Source organism: Amycolatopsis sp. FU40 (assembly GCF_021903635.1).
Lineage (GTDB): Bacteria > Actinomycetota > Actinomycetes > Mycobacteriales > Pseudonocardiaceae > Amycolatopsis > Amycolatopsis dendrobii.
Map to the genome: position 1 here is coordinate 2,745,404 of NZ_CP091381.1, position 18,752 is coordinate 2,764,155.

18 protein-coding genes are annotated in these 18,752 nt (G+C 69.9%); 6 read left to right on the forward strand and 12 right to left on the reverse strand.

The genetic code is table 11. From position 1 onward, the window contains the following. Nucleotides 1-9 precede the first annotated feature (9 nt). The gene (locus L3Q65_RS13600; protein ID WP_237599857.1) at nucleotides 10-1,179 is read right to left on the reverse strand and encodes an LLM class flavin-dependent oxidoreductase; all 1,170 of its coding nucleotides are present in this window, start codon (nucleotides 1,177-1,179) and stop codon (nucleotides 10-12) included. A 194-nt stretch (nucleotides 1,180-1,373) separates the two neighbouring features. On the opposite strand from L3Q65_RS13600, the gene L3Q65_RS13605 reads away from it, so the two are divergent. Continuing rightward, nucleotides 1,374-2,015: a RidA family protein gene (locus L3Q65_RS13605; RefSeq protein WP_237599858.1), complete on the forward strand. Its 642-nt coding sequence runs from the start codon at nucleotides 1,374-1,376 to the stop codon at nucleotides 2,013-2,015. A gap of 33 nt (nucleotides 2,016-2,048) precedes the next feature. Further along, the gene (locus L3Q65_RS13610) at nucleotides 2,049-2,819 is read left to right on the forward strand and encodes an alpha/beta fold hydrolase (protein WP_237599859.1); all 771 of its coding nucleotides are present in this window, start codon (nucleotides 2,049-2,051) and stop codon (nucleotides 2,817-2,819) included. Between the two features lie 61 nt (nucleotides 2,820-2,880). Here the strand turns inward: L3Q65_RS13610 and L3Q65_RS13615 are convergent, their stop codons facing one another. From L3Q65_RS13615 to L3Q65_RS13645, 7 genes are all read right to left on the reverse strand, one after another. Next, a complete protein-coding gene (locus L3Q65_RS13615) occupies nucleotides 2,881-4,095 on the reverse strand; it encodes an LLM class flavin-dependent oxidoreductase (RefSeq protein WP_237599860.1) in 1,215 nt (404 codons plus the stop codon). Between the two features lie 37 nt (nucleotides 4,096-4,132). Further along, nucleotides 4,133-6,457, reverse strand: coding sequence for a DPP IV N-terminal domain-containing protein (locus tag L3Q65_RS13620; protein WP_237599861.1), 2,325 nt, complete (start codon nucleotides 6,455-6,457; stop codon nucleotides 4,133-4,135). A 12-nt stretch (nucleotides 6,458-6,469) separates the two neighbouring features. Further along, on the reverse strand, nucleotides 6,470-7,249 hold the full coding sequence (locus tag L3Q65_RS13625) for an enoyl-CoA hydratase/isomerase family protein (RefSeq protein WP_237599862.1): 780 nt from the start codon (nucleotides 7,247-7,249) through the stop codon (nucleotides 6,470-6,472). A gap of 20 nt (nucleotides 7,250-7,269) precedes the next feature. After that, nucleotides 7,270-8,280: an acyl-CoA dehydrogenase gene (locus tag L3Q65_RS13630; protein WP_237599863.1), complete on the reverse strand. Its 1,011-nt coding sequence runs from the start codon at nucleotides 8,278-8,280 to the stop codon at nucleotides 7,270-7,272. Further along, nucleotides 8,280-9,416 carry an acyl-CoA dehydrogenase family protein gene (locus L3Q65_RS13635; protein WP_237599864.1) on the reverse strand — a complete coding sequence of 379 codons (1,137 nt, stop codon included), beginning with the start codon at nucleotides 9,414-9,416 and terminating at the stop codon, nucleotides 8,280-8,282. The genes L3Q65_RS13630 and L3Q65_RS13635 overlap by 1 nt, the downstream gene beginning before the upstream one ends. A gap of 115 nt (nucleotides 9,417-9,531) precedes the next feature. Continuing rightward, a complete protein-coding gene (locus L3Q65_RS13640; RefSeq protein ID WP_237599865.1) occupies nucleotides 9,532-10,203 on the reverse strand; it encodes a TetR/AcrR family transcriptional regulator in 672 nt (223 codons plus the stop codon). A 115-nt stretch (nucleotides 10,204-10,318) separates the two neighbouring features. After that, a complete protein-coding gene (locus L3Q65_RS13645) occupies nucleotides 10,319-11,452 on the reverse strand; it encodes an LLM class flavin-dependent oxidoreductase (RefSeq protein ID WP_237599866.1) in 1,134 nt (377 codons plus the stop codon). Between the two features lie 235 nt (nucleotides 11,453-11,687). Between L3Q65_RS13645 and L3Q65_RS13650 the strand changes: the two genes are divergently transcribed. From L3Q65_RS13650 to L3Q65_RS13660, 3 genes are read left to right on the forward strand one after another with little or no spacing between them, the layout of a single operon-like run. Beyond that, the gene (locus L3Q65_RS13650) at nucleotides 11,688-12,866 is read left to right on the forward strand and encodes a thiolase family protein (protein ID WP_237599867.1); all 1,179 of its coding nucleotides are present in this window, start codon (nucleotides 11,688-11,690) and stop codon (nucleotides 12,864-12,866) included. A 13-nt stretch (nucleotides 12,867-12,879) separates the two neighbouring features. Then, nucleotides 12,880-13,644 carry an SDR family NAD(P)-dependent oxidoreductase gene (locus L3Q65_RS13655; protein WP_237599868.1) on the forward strand — a complete coding sequence of 255 codons (765 nt, stop codon included), beginning with the start codon at nucleotides 12,880-12,882 and terminating at the stop codon, nucleotides 13,642-13,644. After that, complete coding sequence (locus tag L3Q65_RS13660; protein ID WP_237599869.1) at nucleotides 13,641-14,402, forward strand: crotonase/enoyl-CoA hydratase family protein; 762 nt, start codon at nucleotides 13,641-13,643, stop codon at nucleotides 14,400-14,402. The genes L3Q65_RS13655 and L3Q65_RS13660 overlap by 4 nt, the downstream gene beginning before the upstream one ends. Nucleotide 14,403: 1 nt before the next feature. Here the strand turns inward: L3Q65_RS13660 and L3Q65_RS13665 are convergent, their stop codons facing one another. After that, nucleotides 14,404-14,871, reverse strand: coding sequence for an NUDIX domain-containing protein (locus L3Q65_RS13665; protein WP_237599870.1), 468 nt, complete (start codon nucleotides 14,869-14,871; stop codon nucleotides 14,404-14,406). Between the two features lie 10 nt (nucleotides 14,872-14,881). Beyond that, a complete protein-coding gene (gene ribB, locus L3Q65_RS13670) occupies nucleotides 14,882-16,042 on the reverse strand; it encodes a 3,4-dihydroxy-2-butanone-4-phosphate synthase (RefSeq protein ID WP_237599871.1) in 1,161 nt (386 codons plus the stop codon). 123 nt (nucleotides 16,043-16,165) lie between these two features. Here ribB and L3Q65_RS13675 point away from each other — a divergent pair, with 123 nt between their 5' ends. Then, on the forward strand, nucleotides 16,166-16,612 hold the full coding sequence (locus tag L3Q65_RS13675; protein WP_237599872.1) for a MaoC/PaaZ C-terminal domain-containing protein: 447 nt from the start codon (nucleotides 16,166-16,168) through the stop codon (nucleotides 16,610-16,612). Nucleotides 16,613-16,690: 78 nt separating this feature from the next. Here the strand turns inward: L3Q65_RS13675 and L3Q65_RS13680 are convergent, their stop codons facing one another. Beyond that, nucleotides 16,691-17,554: a helix-turn-helix transcriptional regulator gene (locus L3Q65_RS13680; protein ID WP_182889278.1), complete on the reverse strand. Its 864-nt coding sequence runs from the start codon at nucleotides 17,552-17,554 to the stop codon at nucleotides 16,691-16,693. 127 nt (nucleotides 17,555-17,681) lie between these two features. Then, nucleotides 17,682-18,626 (reverse strand): alpha/beta hydrolase, encoded by a 945-nt coding sequence (locus tag L3Q65_RS13685; RefSeq protein ID WP_237599873.1) that lies wholly within the window; start codon nucleotides 18,624-18,626, stop codon nucleotides 17,682-17,684. Between the last annotated feature and the right edge of the window lie 126 nt (nucleotides 18,627-18,752).

The following is an 18,752-nucleotide window of genomic DNA, read 5'->3' on the forward strand; positions in this document are numbered from 1 at the left end:
TCCCCGCGCTCACGGCAGCAATCCGATGCCGGGCGCGCCCTCGTCTTCTTCGTCGGCCGCCGCGGCGGTGTCCCGCGGCGGCCCCATGTCGTAGGTGACCCCCAGATCGCCGCCGACGTCGTACTCCTTGAGCGCGGGCAGCACTTCTTTCGAAAGGAGCGAGAAGTTCGCGTCGGCGATGTCCTCCGGCATCCCGCCGTAGGCCGGGACCATCAGCACTCCGCCCGCGTTCAGCCGGTCGACGTACTCGAGCACCTGCGCGGTGACCTGGTCCGGCGTTCCCCACACCTGCAGATCGGCGAGGAAACTGCTGAAACCGTCGATGCCGTGCTTGGCGATGTTGCGGCTCAGCCCCGCGTAGTATTCGTAGCCCTCGATGTCGGCGAAACCCACGTTGTCGAACTCGTAGTGCTTCACTGTGGAAAGCGCGTAATTCTGCAGATAATGCTCGCGAATGTGCTGCGCCTTCTCTTCGGTGGGCGCCGTTCCGACGAACAACGCGATAATGGGTTTCGGCGGTTCCGTCTTGTTGATCTCGACGAACCGGCGGCGGTAGTTCTCCAGTTCCCGCTCGACGGTGTGCCATGGTTTCTGCGCGATCACCATGATGCCGATGCCGAGCCGGGCGACCAGGTCGATCGACTCCGGCGAGATGGCCGAGGCGAACGTCCGGCCGCGGAAGCTCGCGTACGGTTCCGGCCGGATCTCGACGCGCGGCTGCCGGTACAGCTCCCCGTCGTACTCCATCACCCCGGTTTCGAGTCCGGTGGTGACCGCCTCGGTGTACTCGGTGAACAGCCGCCGGGAATGCCCCATCTCGACGCGGAAGCCCTCGAACTCGACCCGGCCGAGCCCGCGCCCGATGCCGAGCAGCGACCGGCCGCCGGAGAGGTGGTCGAGCAGCGTGAAGCTTTCCGCGACGCGGACCGGGTCGTTCCACGGCAGGACCGACACCATCGTGCCCAGCCGCAGCCGCGACGTCTGCCCGGCCAGCCACGAAAGGAACTGCGGCACGTTCGGCGTCATGTCGTAGTCGGTGAAGTGGTGTTCCGGAGTCCACACCGAGTCGAAGCCCGCCGCCTCCGCCTCCAGGGCGTAGCGCGTCTCGTGCCGGTAGACCTCGGCATCGGCCCGGCTTCGCCCGAGATTCTGGAAAATCAGTGAAAGACCCGTGTGCATGGAGACCGCCCTGTCTGGCTGACGAAGCTAGTTCCGACTAGTCGGTATGACGTTAGAGAGGCGGCACGCTCGAAGTCAAGGCCGCTCCGCAAGCCTTGCATACCGTCCGGTCGGTTGCATAGGGTGCTTGGCACGGACCGGCCCGCGCGGTTTTCCCGGGCCGTTCGCCCGACGAGGTGGCAAGGAGCCCGATCGTGACGCAAGTTATCCCTCCCCCAGCCCGCGGTTTCGCGTTCGCCTCCGCGAGCGGCCCGCACGCGGGTACGGCCGCGGACGAAACCCGCGCCTGTCTTGAGCACATCGCCACGACGCTGGCCTCGGCCGGACACACGCTGGCGGACGTCGTCAAGGCGAACCTCTGGATCGCCGACGAAGCCCTCCACGACGACGTCGCAGCGGCGTTTCGCGCGGCGCTGGGACCCGATTGCCGTGCGGTACTGACAATTCTGGTCGCCGGAGTCCCCGGCGGAGGCCGCGTGGCGATCGATGTCGTTGCCGCACAACCGGAAGCGGCTTCGTCCGCGCCGTTCACCTACGCGTCCAGCCTCGCGATCGACGTCGCCACCATGCGCCGGGTGCCGGAGGCCGCGACCATCTCCGGCGAGACAGCGGTGGTCTTCCAGCGCATCGGGAAGCAACTCGACGCCGCCGGACTCTCCTTGACCGACATCGTCAAGACGACGACGTACATCCGCGACGAGTCCTGCTTGGAGGAATTCGAGCGAGCCTACGGGGAAGCCTTCTCGGCCCAGCCGCTGCCCGCTCGCTGCACGGTCCTGCTGGGGCTGGCGGGCGACTGCCGGATCCAGGTCGAGGTCACCGCCGCCGCGGCGTGACCGCCCGGCGCTAGCGACGAGGAAGGGTTCTGCATGCTGCTGGAAACCTACGAATGGGGAGATCCCGCCGGGCCGCCGGTGGTCCTGGTGCACGGCGTGGGCTCGCACGCCGGGAGCTGGCGCAAGGTGGTCGACGAGCGCTGGGGCAAGCGGTTCCGGATCATCGCGTTCGATCTTCGCGGGCACGGCCGCTCCGGCTGGGAACCGCCGTGGACGCACGCCACCTACGTGGACGACCTGCTCGAATCGGTCGACGCGCTCGGGCTCGACCGGCCGGACTGGGTCGGCCGGTCCTTCGGCGGCAGGCTGATGCTCGACCTCGCGGCCCGCAGCCCCGAGCGCATCCGGCGGCTCGCGCTGCTGGAACCGGTGGTGCGGATCCCCGCCGAACTGGCCCGGCACCGCGCCGAACAGGAACTGACCGGCGGGGAATGGGATTCGTTCGAACAGTTCGTCGCCAGCCGCGAAAACCTCGGCCCGGACGTCGACATCGAGCAGTTCAAGGCAGAACTGGCCGACGAGTTCGACACCCTTCCGGACGGGCGGCTCAGGCGGCGCACCAGCCAGGCGGCCGTCGTGTCCATCTTCAGCGAGTTCGCCGCGCCGGCGCCGCCGCCGGAAACGCTCCGTGTCCCGGCGATGCTCCTGTACGCGCCGGCGTTCGGGCTGGTGACCCCGGAGCAACTGGAGGCGTATCGGCCTTATCTGGAGCAGGTCGTCGAAGTGCCCGGGCTGCACCAGATCCTGACCACGGCGTTCGACGAGACCGCGGACGCGGTGGAGAAGTTCCTGCTCGCGCCCTGATTCCGCAAGACGCCGAAGGGGCCCGCCGTCGCGACGGCGGGCCCCTTCCGTGCGCAGGCGGTCAGTCGTTGCGCAGCCCCCGCTCGCGCAACCGCGGCATCAGGTGTTCCCGCATCTGCTGCACGCCGCGGTGCGGATCGAAGAAGCACAGCGCGACCTGCCCCACCCCCGCTTCGTGCAGGCCCGCCAGCTTGTCCGCGACCGTGTCGTACGAACCGAAGAGCTGGTAGCCGTGCATGCCGAGGCCGAACTGCGTGTAGCGGTCCTCCCCCAAGCCCAGATACCGGTCTTCGAGATCGGCCTCGGGACCGAGCCCGGTGCGGATGATGTGGTTGCGCAGCGCCTCGCGGTCGATCTCGTCGGCCATCCAGCGGACCTTCTTCTCCGCCTCGGCGTCCGTCTCCTCCATCACCACGTAGCACATCGCGCAGATCCGGATCTTGCGCCGGTATTGCGCGGCCGCGGCGTGGATCTTCTCCGCCTTGGCGCGGTACTCCTCAAGACTGCCGCCGGTCACGTTGCTCGCGATGAACATCAGATCGCAGTGCCGGGCCGCGTAGTCGAAGCCGATGTCCGACTGCGCCGCGCTCATCAGCAGCGGCCGCGGCGACGACTTCGGGCGCGGGCTGACCTGGGCTCCGTACGCCTGGAAGTACTTGCCTTCGAAGTCGATCGGATGGTCCGAGGTCCACAGGTACTTCAGCAGCGTGGTGAACTCGTCGGCGACCTCGTACTTCTGCTCGCGGGACGGCTTGTCGGAGATGCCGAACTGCGCGTAGTCGTTGGCGTTCGTGGACGCGATGATGTTGACCCCGAGCCGTCCGCCCGCCAGGTGGTCGGTCGCCGAGGTGATCTTCGCGAGCCAGAGCGGATGGACGCCGTAGCCGACGTGGAAGGTCGTCAGCAGGCCGAGCCGTTCGGTGATGGCCGCGGCGGCCGCGGGGGCGGTCGCGAAGTCCAGCGCCGAGTCGTTCCATCCGATCTCGCCGCCGAACCCGCTCCACATCCCGTACTGCAGCTGGCTGTCGAAGCCCGCGGCCTCGGCGGCTTTCAGCAGTTTCGAGGCCGACGGCCATTCCCAGAAGTCGCGCAGCCGCGGCGGATCGCTCAGCACCGCTTTGGTGGCCGACAGGCCCGACCGCACGTTCCAGGCGAACAGGGACAGGTGCAGCGGATGGTCCCCGGAGAGATCGGGCTGCCCGCCGGGATCGAACGGTCCCCGCAGCACCTCCGCCTTCTCGGTATCGGACTTCAGCTGCCGGATCGACTCGGGCATGGTGGCCTCCTGCTGGGAGTTTCCGATGGGTTCCGCCTCACGTGACGTGCAGGCGGCGGCCGGGTGCGACGTCGAGCCGGTGGTGGCGAAGCGGCGTGCGGCCTTGCACGTGCTCGACGAAGTAGTCCCACAGCCGCTTCTGGTAGTACGGCTCGGTCGTGTAGTGGTGGTCTCGGCCGGGCAGCGGGAGCACGTCGAAGTCCTTGCCCGCGTCGATCAGCGCCCCGACGAAGCGCAGGACGCCGGACGGCTCGACCTGTTCGTCGAGATCGCCGTAGACGATCGCCAGCCGCCCGGAAAGCCTTGCCGCGTAGGTGCTCGGCGCCGTCTTGGCGTGATACGGCGAGATCTCGCCCGGGGTGCGTTTGACGGAACGACCGCCGCCGTAGTCCGGCTTCCCGAAATGCGGCTCGTGCACGTACGCCGACGACGCGCCCGGATCGAGAGCGGGCGAGCTGGCGAAACCGACCGCGTAGAAGTCCGGTTCGAGCAGCATCGCCATCACCGTGCCGTAGCCGCCGGAGGAATGTCCGCTGACGCCGACGCGCGAGAGATCCATCCACGGCCGGGTGCGGGCGAGGTCCTCGATCGCGGCGCGATGGTGCTTGATGCCGAACCGGTCGGCCTCGCCCCAGGTCAGGTCGCGGAACTCGCGCGAGCGGATCGGCGTGCCGGGACCGTCGAGCAGGACGACGGCGAAACCCATCTCGGCCAGCGAGTGCAGGCCGAACATGAACATGCCGTTGAGTCCTTCGAGGAAGCTGCGCGGCTGCGCCAGCACCTGGTGCCCGCCGTAAATCCGTTCCAGGACCGGCCAGCGGTCCCGTTCGGCGAACCGGCGCGGCTTGACCAGCACGCCCCACACGTCGGTCTCGCCGTCGGCGGCCTTGGCGCGGAACACTTCGGGCGGCGTCCAGCCGATCTCGTCCAGCCCGCTGGTGTCGGCGCGGGCGAGTTCGCAGACGTCCTTGCCGTCGGCGTCGCGGAGCATGATCACCGGCGGCAGGTCGACGCGGGAGATGTTGTCCACGAAGTACTTTCCGGACGGTGCGAGGCAGGAGCGCAGATCCGTCCCGCTGTCTCGGATGACGGTGCCGAACGGGACGGCCGGGAACGCGTGGTCGGCGTCCTCCGGGGTCAGGCACGTCAATCCGGCGTTGGGTTCCGTGCCGTCCAGGTCGACGCGGTACAGCGCGCGCAGATACGGGTTGCGGCCGGGTTCGACCCCGCCAGCGGTGAAGAACACCTGGCGGCCGACGACCCGGACGACGTCCTGGACCACCCAGTCGCCGTCGGTCACATGCCGCGCCGCGCCCGTCGCCAGGTCGAGCAGCCACAGGTGCGGCCAGCCGGAGGCGAAGGTGAACCAGAGCAGTTCGTGCCGCTCGGGCAGGTACCGGACGTTGTCGTCGTGGAACCACACGTTGTTGAACCGGAACATGTGGTCGTACTCGAGGTAGACCACGCGCGCCGCGCCGGTCGTGGCGTCGATCTCGACGGCCGCGGCCTGGTCCTGGGCAGTGGTGGACGCCAGTGCGACGATCGTGCCGTGCGCGGTCCACCACGCGTGCCAGGGAAGGATCCGCAGCTCGCCGGGGAGCGAACCGACGCGCACCCGGGAACCGTCCGCCACATCGAGCAGGTACCACTCCCACCGGGAATCCTCGGCGTCGCCGCTCATTTTCCCGCGCACGTAACGCACCTTGGGCAGGACATCGCCGTCATGCGGGATGTTCTCGACGAACGGGTACGCCGTCACCGCGCGTTCGTCGACGCGCGGCACGAGCGCGCGGGTCCCGTCGGCGTTCCAGAAGCAGCCGATCGTGCCGGGCGGGCGGCCGGTGCGATCGCGGTCGATCCGGTCGTCGGAGGCGTCCGGGGCCTCGGCCCAGCCGTAGTGCTCCTCGCCGTCGGCGGTCAGCTGCCGTTCACTGCCCGACCGGACGCGGATCCACAGATCGTGGTCCCGCACGAACAGCTCGTCGCCGGACGGGCCGAGGAAACCGTTCGGATCCGGGCTGGGCAGTGCGGCGCTGCCACGCGCGTCGATCCGCAGGCGGGCGCCCGCGACCGACACGATGACGGAATCGCCGTCGTACTCGACCGTCTCGACGGGCAGCCTGGCCGGGTCCGCGCCGAGCGCCCGCGCGACCAGCTCGTGGTCGAACGCCGGACCGCGCTCGCCCGTCGCCGCGTCGACCAGCAGGAACTCGTGGCCGTCGCGGTGCTCGTGCCGGAACCAGAACCGGTCCTCCCCCGGCAGCCAGGTCGGGACGATCAACAGGTTCGCGGCCCGCTTCAGCAATTCGCCCGGCCACAGCTGAGCGGCGCGTTCGTAGTCTTCCGGTGCGGCCTGAGTCATCGTGTCCCTTTCCTACGCGCCGACGAACCGCGGCTGCCGCTTCTCGCGGAACGCGGCCATCGCCTCCGCGGAGTCCTCAGTGGACTGCACGACCGCCTGCTCGGCCGCGACCATCGCCAAGGAAGTCCGGAAGTCAACGTGCTCGCCGACCCGGACCAGCCGTTTGATCGCCCGGATCGCCACCGGCGGCCCGTCCGCCAGCCGCCGGCACAGCCGCGTCGCCTCCTCGGCAAGCGCCTCCGGACTGTGCACGGACAGCACCAGGCCCAGTTGCAGCGCCTCGTCCGCCTCGACGAACCGCCCGGTCCACAGCAGCTCCAAAGCCCGTGCCTGGCCGACGATCCGGGGCAGCAGGTGCGCCCCGCCGTCCCCGGGAATCAACCCGACGCGCACGTACGCTTCGGAGAACCGCGCCCGGCCGGAAGCCAGCCGGATGTCGCAAGCGAGCGCCATGTCCATGCCCGCTCCCACCGCGACCCCGTCGACGGCCGCGATCAGCGGCTTGTCGAGTTCCAGCGCTGCGGCGGCGACGCGGTGCACGCGCTGGGTGAGCACTTCCTGCCGAGCCAGGGTCGAGCCGATCTCGGCGAAATCGTCCAGATCTACGCCAGCGCAGAACGCGCCTCCCGCGCCGGTGACCAGGACGACGCGCACGGCGGGATCGGCACGAGCGGACCGGAGCGCTTCGGCCCAATCGTCGAGCATCGCGAGGGTGAAGGCGTTCTTGCGGTGTGGCCGGTTCAGCAGGATCGTCGCGATCCCGTCGTCGACTGTGTACTCGAGGTCAGCCATGAACCTGGTCCTTTCGCCGGTCACGAACACACGAGCGGCCACAGCTCGCGCCGCCCGGCACCCGTCGCGAGGTCGGTGAGCAGTTCGTCCCAATGCCGGACGGACCCGAATTCCGAGCGCCAAGCCAGCGCCGGGGTGGTGAACTCGTGCAGCTGATGCTCGCGGGTCGTCCCGATCGCGCCGTGCACCTGATGCGCGTTCCGCACCACAGTGGACACCGCGTGTCCGGCGCACGAACGCGCCGCGGCGATGCGGAATTCCAGCTGCGGGTCGGCCCAGCCGGTGCGCACGGCCTCCGTCAGCGCAGCGTCGGTCGCGGCCCGCGCCAGTCCGGCTTCCGCCGCGGCATCGACGACAAGGTGCTGCACCGCTTGAAACTTCGTCAGCGGACGACCGAACTGAGTGCGCTCGCTCGCGTGCTGCACGGTCAGCTCGACAATCCGGTCGAGCACCGCGCACACCTGCACCGCCCGCGCGAGCGCACCACGGAGCAGGAGGCGGTCGATCAGTTCGTCCGGAGCGGATACCCCGGGGAAGATCCCCAGGTCAGCCGTGACCCGGTCGCGCGGCTCACCGGCGAGGTTCTCGCCCGGTTCGACGGTCAGGTTGGCCACGGCGGCATCGGTGACGCGCCATTTCCCGCCGCGCCGCCACACCAGCACCGCGCGGTCGCAGCGCGAGAGCCACGGGACACCGGTCGCCGTCGCGTCGTCGTCGAGCAGGCAGACCGTGCGCCGCGCTCCGTCCGGCTCGATGCCGACCTCGTCCAGAAGCCAGCACGCGAGCAGATCGTGTTCGGCCAGCGGCGCCCGCACCCCGTGCGCGGCCGCGGCCCGCAGCAGTTCGGCAGCCTCCGGCCAGCCCGCTCCGCTGCCGCCGCGCGATGCGCTGCCGGTCAACCGGACGAGACCCAGGTCCTCCAGCGTGCGCCACAGCTGCGGATCGCCCGGTACCGGCTCGGCGTGCTCGGCGCGGTAGTCCGCGAACACTGTCGCCATCAGCTCCGTCACGGACCGGTCCACCGCCGCCATCAGCGCATCCCCAATCCGCGCGCGATCACGCCGCGCAATACCTCGTTCGTCCCGCCGCGCAAGGTGAATCCGGGACGTTGGACCACCGCCTCCTCGACCAGTCGGCGGAACTCCGGCGGCGAATCCGGCTCGGCGAGCAGATCGGCGAAGTCGGCGATGTCGCCCTCGGTCGTGGTGCCGAGCACTTTCACCACCGCTGCCGCGGTGTCGGCGGGCTCGCCCCGCTCCAGTGCGCCCGCGACGGCCAGCGACATCTGGTGCAGCCCGGCCAGCCGGGCGACGTACCGGCCGAGGTCCGCCCGCCGCGCGACCGCGCCGCGCCCCATCTGCTCGGCGGTCCCGGCCAGCAGCGGGAACGTCGACAGGAACCGCTCCGGCCCGCTGCGCTCGTAGGCCAGTTCCGAGGTCACCTGCTGCCAGCCGTCGCCGATCGTGCCGAACACCAGCTCGTCCGGCACGAACACCGCGTCGAGGTGCACCTCGTTGAAGTGGTGCTCGCCGTTCATGGAGAGAATCGGCCGGATCTCGACGCCGGGCGAGCGCAGGTCCACGATGAACTGGCTGAGCCCGGCGTGCCGGTGCTCCGGGTCCCGGGGACTGCTGCGGGCGAGGCAGATGAACGCGTCCGCACGGTGCGCGCCGGACGTCCACACCTTCGTCCCGGTGATCCGCCAGCCGCCGTCGGCACGCTCGGCCTTCGTTCGCACGCTCGCCAGATCCGAGCCGGAATCCGGCTCGCTCATGCCGATCCCGAAAAAGCACTCGCCGCGGGCGATCGCGGGCAGATAGCGGCGTTTCTGTTCTTCCGTACCGTACTTCAGCAGGGACGGGACGATCTGCCGGTCCGCGATCCAGTGCGCCGCGACCGGCGCACCCGCGGCGAGCAGTTCCTCGGTCACCACGAACCGCTCCAGATGGCTGCGCCCGTGTCCGCCGTACTCGGGCGGGACGGTCATCCCGAGCCAGCCCTTCGCCGCCAGCGCCCGGGTGAACTCCTCGTCCCAGCCGGTCAGCCACGAATCGACCCGCGACGGCCGATCCGGTCGCGCGGCGAGGAATGCCCTCACTTCGGCGCGCAGGTCCTGCCAGGAGTCGCCGTCTCCGGACGGTGGGGGCACCAGCCTGGGCGGGGTCATGAGCACCGTCCTGTTCGAGGCCGTGGATTGTACAATCCGACTAGTTGGTATTTAAGGTAGCCACGAAGCTGCTTCCCGTCAACCACAAGGGAAACTGCCCGCAGCGACCAGGCGTTCAGGTCCGCTTCTTGCCCTTCGGCAACGACCCCTGACGCAAGCCGTCGACCACGATTTCGCCGAAGGCCTCGCCGATCTGCCGGGGCGTCATCGCGCCGCGCGGGTCGAGCCAGGTGTGCGCCCACGCCGCCACGCCGATGACCGCGAACGCCAGCACCCGGGGGGTGGCGACCGGCTTGAACGCGCCCGCCTCGATCCCCTGCTCGATCACCTGCGTGACGAGCTGTTCGAATTCGTCGCGCTTGCGCCCGATCGAGGCGAAGGTCTTGCTGGACAGGAACCGGTGCTCCTGCATGAAAATGGAGATCTCGGACCGATAGATGCTGATCGGCTCGATCAGCACGTCGGTCATGATCCGGCGCAGCACCTCGTCCGGCTCGCCGCCCTCGTCCAGCACCGAATGCAGCCGCTTGAGCTGGAAGTCGATGAACTGGTCGTGGATTTCGTGCAGGACGTCTTCTTTGGTCTCGTAATGGTAGTAGAACGCGCCCTTGGTGAGCCGTGCTTCGTCGACGATCTTCTGCACCGAGGTGGCGTGGAAACCGTCCCGTTCGAACAGCTTCAGCGAGGCGTCGACGAGCGCTTTCCGGGTGGCCTCCGGATCGCGGGGCGCCCTGGCCCGGCTCTGTGCGGCCGCGCGCTTTCCGGTGCGCGCCTGAGCGGCAGCCATCCCGTGCTCCTCATCTGGCCAACCCGGGCGGGTTGTGGATACCGACCGTTCAGACTGTAGCAGACGGTAACCGCCGACCAGGGAATCCCGGGAGCTCGCGCGCCGGGCGTTTCGTTCAGCCGAACGCCGCCTGCGCCTCGTCCCGGGCCGGCTCATCGGCGTAGCTGACCCCGATGTCGCCGCCGACGTCGTGCGCCTTCAGCACGGGCAGCACCTCCCGGGCGAGCAGGTCGAAGTTGGCGTCCGCGATCTCGGCAGGCATCCCGCCGTACGCCGGGACGAGAAGAACCGCGCCCGCGTCGAGGAATTCGACGTAGCCGAGCAGCTTTTCCACCACCTGCTCCGGCGTGCCCCAGACCTGCAGATCGGCGAGGAACCCGCTGAACTTGTCGATGCCGTGCCGGGCGATGTTGCGGCTGAGACCGGCGTAGTACTCGTAGCCCTCGATCTCCGCGAAGCCCACATTGTCGAATTCGTAGTGCTCGACCGTGGAAAGTGCGTACCGCTGCAAATACACCTCGCGCAGTTCCTGGGCTTCCCGCTCGGTCGCCGCCGCCCCGGCGAACACGCAGATCACCGGTTTCGGCGCCTCGCGGCCGTTGATCTCGTAGAACCGCTTGCGGTAGGCGGCCAGTTCCGTCCGCACGGTCTCCCACGGTTTCTGCGCGATGACCATCAGGCCGATCCCCAGCCGCGCCATCAGGTCGATCGATTCCGGCGACACCGCCGAGGCGAACGTGCGGCCGCGGAACGACCCGCGCGGTTCAGGCCGGATCTCCACCCGCGGCTGCGTGTAGACCTCCCCCGCGTACTCCAGGACGCCGGTCTCCAGCGCACTCGTGATCGCCTCGGTGTACTCGGTGAACAGCCTCCGCGACTTGCCCATTTCGACCTGGAAGCCGTCGAACTCCGCCCGGCCGAGGCCGCGCCCGATGCCCAGCAGCGAACGGCCGCCGGAAAGATGGTCCAGCATGGTGAAACTCTCCGCGACGCGGATCGGGTCGTGCCACGGCAGCACCGACACCATCGTGCCGAGCCGCAGCCTGCTGGTCTGCCCGGCGACCCAGGACAGGAACTGCGGCACGTTCGGCGTCAGCTGGTAGTCGGTGAAGTGGTGTTCCGGCGTCCACACCGAGTCGAAGCCCAGTTCTTCGGCCCTCGCCGCGTAGCGCAGCTCGTGCGCGTAGACGTCGCCGTCGGCGCGCCGGCGCCCCAGATTCTGGAAGACCAGCGTCAGTCCCGTATGCATCTCGGCTCCCGCAGATTCCGACTAGTTGGTATGTAGAGCATAAGGCTCGTCGCGAACGGGCGTCAATGACAGGCTGGCTTCGCCTGAGATCTTCCGCATCACGTTGGCAATCAATGCTTTCTTTGGCAGTGCGCACCCTTGTTCGGGCAGGCGGCGAGCCAGCTCACTTCCCCTTCTTCGAACCAATCGGTATGTTGCCTGGACGAGGCCGCTGCCGGAAGAGAGGCGAAAACCGTTGCCGCAAGCCGTGATCGTCGACGCTGTCCGCTCGCCGATGGGCCGGGGGAAGACCTCCGGCGCTCTCGCCGCACTGCATCCGGCCGACCTGCTCGGCCAGGTCCTCTCGGCCTTGGCCGAGCGCAATCGGCTCGACCCCCGCGAGATCGACGACGTGCTCGTCGGCTGCGTGACCCTGTCCGGGGAGCAAGCCGGAACGCCCGGCAGGCAGGCCGTGCTGGCCGCGGGCTGGCCGATCGACGTGCCCGCGGTGTCGATCGAACGCAAATGCGGTTCCGGGCAGCAGGCGGTGGAATTCGCCGCGGCCGGGGTCGCCGCGGGGCTCTACGAGGTCGCGGTCGCCGCGGGTGTCGAATCGATGAGCCGGGTGCCGATCGGCTCGAACCGCCAGGGCGCGGACCCGCACGGCCCGGCGGTGCGCGAACGGTTCCCGGATCTGGTGCCGCAAGGCGTCGCCGCGGAACTGGTCGCGGCGAAGTGGGGGATCTCGCGCACCGAGCAGGACGAGTATGCGGTCCAGTCGCACGCCCGCGCGGCGGAGGCCGCCCGCAGTGGAGCGTTCGACCGCGAACTCGTCCCCATCACGGTGCCGGGTTCCGTGGTCGACCGCGACGAATCGATCCGCGCGGGCACGACGGCCGAACGGCTAGCGGGTCTCTCCCCCGCGTTCCGCACCGACGAACTGGCCGAGCGCTTTCCGCACGTCGAATGGTCAGTCACCGCCGGAAACTCCTCGCAGATCACCGACGGCGCGGCCGCGCTGCTGCTGATGAGCGAGGAGAAAGCCGCCGCGCTCGGGCTGCGGCCGCGAGCCCGCATCGCGGCGTCGGCGGTGTGCGGCTCGGATCCGGAGCTGATGCTCACCGGCCCGATCCCCGCGACGCACCGGGTGCTCGACCGGGCCCGGCTCGCCCTGGAGGCTATCGATGTCTTCGAGGTCAATGAGGCGTTCGCCGCGGTCCCGCTGGCCTGGCAGCGCGAATTCCCGGTGCCCGCGGAAAAACTCAACCCGCGCGGCGGCGCGATCGCGCTCGGGCACCCGCTCGGCGCGTCCGGCGCCCGGCTCATGACCACGATGCTGGCCCACCTCGAAGCCACCGGCGGCCGGTACGGCCTGCAGACGATGTGCGAGGCGGGCGGCATGGCGAACGCGACCGTCCTCGAACGGCTCGGCTGAAGGGAACCTCGACATGGAACTCACTGCGGCATCAGCACTCGTCACCGGAGGCGCTTCGGGGCTGGGCCGGGCCACCGCCCGGCACCTGGCCGAACGCGGCGCGGAAGTCGTCATCCTCGACCGGCCCGCGTCGAGCGGTGCCGAAGCGGCCGCCGAGATCGGGCCGAACGTGCGGTTCGCTCCCGCCGACGTGCGCGATCCCGAAGCGGTCGGCGCCGCGCTCGATCTCGCCGAGGAACGCGCGCCGCTGCGAGCAGTCGTGCACTGCGCGGGCAGAGGCGCGACGGTGCGGGTCGTCGAGAAGGACGGCAGCCCCGGGTCGCTCGCGGACTACGAGGAAATCGTGCAGGTGAACCTGATCGGGACATTCAACGTGCTCCGTCTCGCCGCCGCCCGGATGGCGCGAAACGAACCGGTCGAGGGCGAACGCGGCGTGTGCGTGCTGACCGCGTCCGTCGCCGCGTGGGAAGGGCAGATCGGCCAGATTCCCTACGCCTCGGCGAAAGCCGGCGTGGTCGGCATGACGCTCGTCGCCGCGCGGGACCTCGCCCGGAAGCTGGTGCGGGTCTGCTCGATCGCGCCGGGCATCTTCGACACGCCGATCTTCGACCGGCACGGCCCGGAGGTCCGCGACAAGCTCGCCGCGACCGTGCCGCATCCGGCCCGGCTCGGCCGCCCGGAGGAATTCGCCCGGCTCGCGCTGGCGATCGTCGACAACCCGATGCTGAACGGCGAGACGATCAGGCTCGACGGCGCGCTCCGGATGGCCCCGCGATGACCGGCGTGCGCACCGAAACCGCCGGTGGCGTCCTCGTCGTCACCATCGACCGCCCGCACGCGCGCAACGCGATCGACCTGCCCGCTGCCGAAGCGATCGCCGCGGCGATGACCGAATTGGACAGTCGCGCCGACCTGAGCGCCGCGGTCCTCACCGGAGCGGCCGGCACGTTCAGCGCCGGCATGGACCTCAAGGCGTTCCTGGCCGGAGAGCGCCCGATCGTGCCGGGTCGCGGCTTCGCCGGGATTGTCGAGGCACCGCCGGAAAAACCGATCATCGCCGCCGTCGAGGGCTACGCGCTCGCGGGCGGGTTCGAGATCGCGTTGGCCTGCGATCTTCTCGTCGCCTCACGCACCGCGGTCTTCGGTCTGCCGGAGGTGAAGCGCGGCCTCGTCGCCGCGGGCGGCGGGCTCCTGCGACTGCCGCACCGCGTCCCGCGCGCGCTGGCACTCGAATGGGCTCTCACCGGCGCGCACATCCCGGCCGAGCGCGCCGCGGAAGCCGGTTTGGTCAACCGGCTCGCCGAACCCGGGCAGGCCGTCGCCACCGCGCTGGAACTCGCGCGGACGATCGCCGCCAACGCCCCGCTGGCCGTCCGCGCGACGAAACAGATCATGACCCGAGCACAGGACTGGCCGATCGCGGAAGCGTTCCCGCGCTCCCGCGAAATCTCCGTGCCAGTAAGGGAATCCCGCGACGCACAGGAAGGATCCCGGGCGTTCGCCGAGAAACGCCAACCCGTGTGGGAAGGCCGCTGAACTACCGGCCGGACCGCACGTCCAGCGTCGCGAGCAGCCGCGGGAGGACCCGCGCGAACGGGGCGAACAGGTCCATCCGGCGCGCTTCGTCCACTGGCGCCCACACATGCTCGTCGTGTTCGTCGGACAGGGTCGCCGAATAGTCCGGCTGGTCAGCGCACTCGGCGAGAATGGTGGTGTAGCTCCATTCGCCAGGAACCACGTCGTCCACGTAACGGTCGAGCGGGTGCCACGCCGGCAGGCTGCCCATCTCCTCGGCGAATTCCCGGGCCGCCGCCTCGATCGCCGTCTCCCCCGCCAGCAGCGCCCCGCCCGGGATCGACCACTGCCCGCGTCCGCCGTGCACCCATCCGGCCCGCCGCACCAGCAGGACCCGGCGCGGCGGACGGGTCGCGGCCAGGATTCCCGCCGCGCCGTACCGTCCCCAGCGGCGCCGTCCGTCGGCGGCGACGAACCATTCGTCCGGCACGTCCGCTCCCCTACGCGACGTTGCCCGCAGCAGCCGCGGTCTCCACCGGGATCCGGCCGAGCACTGCCAGCCCGAAGTCCGCGAGCCCGGTCAAGTCGGCCGGATCGTCGGTGAGCACCCGCACCGACCGCACTCCGAGATCGGCCAGCATGTGCGCACAGGCGGCGTAATCCCGGACCGCTGGTCTCGCGTCCGTTGTGTCCGCTTCGGAATCCTGCAGTTCGTACCTGCGCAGCTTGTCAAGCAGGCTGGTCTCCCGCTGTCCGCGGAGGTACAACACCACGCCCCGGCCGGCCCGCGCGACGGTTCGCAGCGCCGTCTGCAGCTGCGTCGCGCAATCGCAGCGCGCCGAGGAGAAGACGTCCCCGGTGAGGCATTCCGAATGCACCCGGACCGGCACGTCCTCGCCGCCGAGATCGCCGAACACCAGTGCGAGATGCTCCCGGCCGTCCCGCCGCGACAGGTAGCCGACCGCCCGGAAGGTGCCGAAGGCCGTCGGCAGCCGGGTGTCCGCGGCGCGTTCGACCTGGGGCTCGGTGCGGCGCACGTAGGAGACCAGATCGGCGATCGAGATCATCGCGAGCCCGTGCTCGTCGGCGAACCGGCGGCATCCCGGTGCGCGCATCATCGTGCCGTCGTCGTTGACCAGCTCGCACAACGCTCCGGCAGGGCGCAGTCCGGCGAGCCGGGCCAGCTCCACCGCGGCCTCAGTGTGCCCGGCGCGCCGCAGCACTCCGCCGGGTGCCGCCCGCAGCGGGACCACGTGTCCCGGCCGGCTCAAGTCCTCCGGGACGGTGGCGGGATCGGCGAGCAGCCGGATCGTGCGTGCCCGGTCCCGCGCGGAAATTCCGGTCGTCACGCCGGTTTTGGCGTCGACCGTGACCGCGTATGCGGTGCCGCGCGGGTCCTGGTTGACCGGAGTCATCGGCGGCAGCGCGAGCCGGTCCAATTCGGAGCCAGGCAGCGCGGCACACACGAAGCCCGAGGTGTAGCGGACGGTGAAGTGCAGCAGTTCCGGCGTGGCCGCTTCGGCCGCGAAAACCAGGTCGCCCTCGTTCTCCCGCCCCTCGTCGTCCAGCACCACCACTGGCCGCCCCGCGCGGATCGCCGCGATCGCCGCGGGCACCGGATCGAAACCGACCCCGCGCCCGGAAGGGAATGCGTCGGCCATGCCCGTGCCTCCGTTCGCTCTGGGACGGTCCCACAGGCACCCGCCCTTGCCAATACCGACCGGTTAGTATGAACATAACACGGCGGTCGCCGCGGCCGCCATTCCCGGAAGGAGCACCAGCAGATGGGCAAATGGTTCGAGGACCTCCCCGCCGGCTCCGCGTTCGAGACCCCGGCGCGCACCGTCACCGAGGCCGACCTGGTCGCGTTCTCCGGCCTGTCCTGGGACGTGCACGCCTTGCACACGGACGCCGAACACGCGCGCGCGACGCCGTTCGGCTCCCGGATCGCACACGGCGCACTGGTGCTGTCGATGGCAGTCGGCCTGCGCGCGCGAACTGGCTATTTCGACGACACCCTGCTGGCGTTCCTGGAAATCCGCTCGTGGCGATTCCTCGGACCGGTGCGCATCGGCGACACCATCCGCGTCCGCAACGAGGTCACCGAAGCCCGCCGCACCTCCGACCCGGCCCGGGGCGTCGTGGTGCAGCGCGTGGAAGTGGTGAACCAGGAGGGCACCGCGGTGCAGTCCGGAGAGATGGTGTCGCTGATGCGCTGCCGCCCGGAGTGACCGAGGCGGCGAACCGTGTGGCGGCCTCGTGAGTGGCGATCCCGGTTAGAACCGGGATCGCCACTCACGAGCAGCGCGTCAGCCGTTCCGCTCGACCGTTTCCCGCAGCCGGTCCAGCCGTTCCGCGGACTCCGAACCGGGTTCGGCCGACCAGATCACCAGCTGCTGCTCGACGTTCCCGGCCTGCTGGAAGCTGTCCCAGTCCAGCGACATCTCCCCCACCTCTGGATGCGCCACCGTCTTCGTGCCGAAATTCTGGTGCGCCACCCGCCGTTCGGCCCACCAGCGGCCGAAATCCGGGCTCGTCAGGGACAGATCGCCGACCAGCCGCGACAACGCCGGATCGGTCGGGGTGCCCGCCGCGTTCATCCGCAGCACCGCGACGCACGTGCGCGCGACCTGCTCCCACTCCGGGTACCGCGCCCGCATCTCCGGGTTCGTGAAGACCAGGCGGATGTAGTTGCGGTCCCGCTCGGGGATCTGGGCGAAATCGAGCAGCAGCGCCGCGGCGAGGTCGTTCCAGGCCAGGATGTCCAGATACCGGCTGAACACCAGCGCCGGCACCCGGTCCAGCTGCCCCAGCAGCCGCTCCAGCTGCGGGCGGATCGCCCGGCGGCGCCTCGCCGGTTCGCGCGGTGCCGATGCACCGTCGGTGCGGGTCAGCAGAGTGCGGACGTAGTCGCGCTGCTCGTCGTCCAGTCGCAGGGTGCGTTCCAGCGCGGCCAGCACTGGTTCGGACGGGGCGAGGCGGCCCTGCTCGATCCGCGTGTAGTAGTCCGTGCTGATCGAAACCAGCTGCGCCACTTCTTCGCGGCGCAGCCCGGGGACACGACGGCGTTCGGCGGCCGGGGCGTCGAGGCCGACCTGGTGCGGCTGCAGTTCGGCGCGGCGGTGCTGGAAGAACTGTCCCAGCTCGCGCAGTTCCGTCGTCGCCTCGACCATGCTCGCCATCCTACGGCCCTCGCTGTCGCGTATCCGGGGAAGACTTTCCCGGGTCGGCTCTTCGTGGACGCCTGATTGCCGCACGGTCGAGCGGATCGTGCTCGGCCGTGCAGCAATCGCGGGTCGATCAGAGCTTCTCGGCGAAGAAGGGGACGATCGTCTTCAACGCCTCGCCCGCTCCGTTCGGCCGGTCGTACAGGTCGTAGTGCGACGCGCTGTCGATCTCGAGGAGCTGCTTGTCGGTGGACGCGGCCTTCTCGTAGATCTCGTGGCCGTCGCGGTACGCGCCGAACGCGCCCTGCTTGTCCTTGTCGCCGATCACGATCAGCAGCGGCTGGTCGAGCAGTTCCTCGGCCAGGTAGAACGCGTCCCAGCCCAGCACCGCCGAGCCGTGCGCGGCCTCGAACAGGACACAGCCGTTGTCCGCCTGGCCGCGATCGGTGCGGTAGTACTCGAAGGCCTCGATGATGTCGATGTCGCCGGTCTGCTTCGCGCCTTCGGCCGTCTCGGGCAGGAAACCGTTGACCGCGCTCTGCTCGCCGCGCGCCTCCGCGGTGCGCTGCTGGCCGATCGCGGCGAGCGCCTGGAGAACGCCGCCGTTCTGGCCCGCCGTCTCCCGCTGGAGCCGCCCGAAGTTGGCACCAGTCACGGACACCACGACCTTGAAACGCTTCTCGGTCTTCGCTGCCGCGAGGGTGTACCCGCCGCCTCCGCAGATGCCGAGCACGCCGATCCGGTCGGCATCGACGTACGGGAGGGTCACCAGGTAGTCGACGACGCGGCTGAAGTCCTGGACGCGCTGCGCGGGGTCCTCGAGGAACCGCGGCTCGCCGCCGCTCGCGCCCTGGAAGCTGGCGTCGAACGCGATGACCACGTTTCCGGCCTCGGCCAGCGCCGGGGCGTACACGTTGCCCGAGGTCTGCTCCTTGCAGCTGCCGATCGGGTGCGCCACGACGATCGCGGGGTAGGTCTTGGACTCGTCGAAGTCCGGCGGGAAGTGCAGATCCGCCGCGATGTCCCAGTACATGTCGCGGTTGCGGAACTTGACGTGCTCGACGGTGCCGGTGGCCATACTGCCTCCTCTGTCTTGCTCGGGGCGTTTCCCCGGCCTGTCTTCCACTCTCGGCCTCCGCGGGCACCGGTACCAGTTCGGGTTCTTTCCTAGGAAGGATTTATCCCTGGATACCCCGCGACGCCG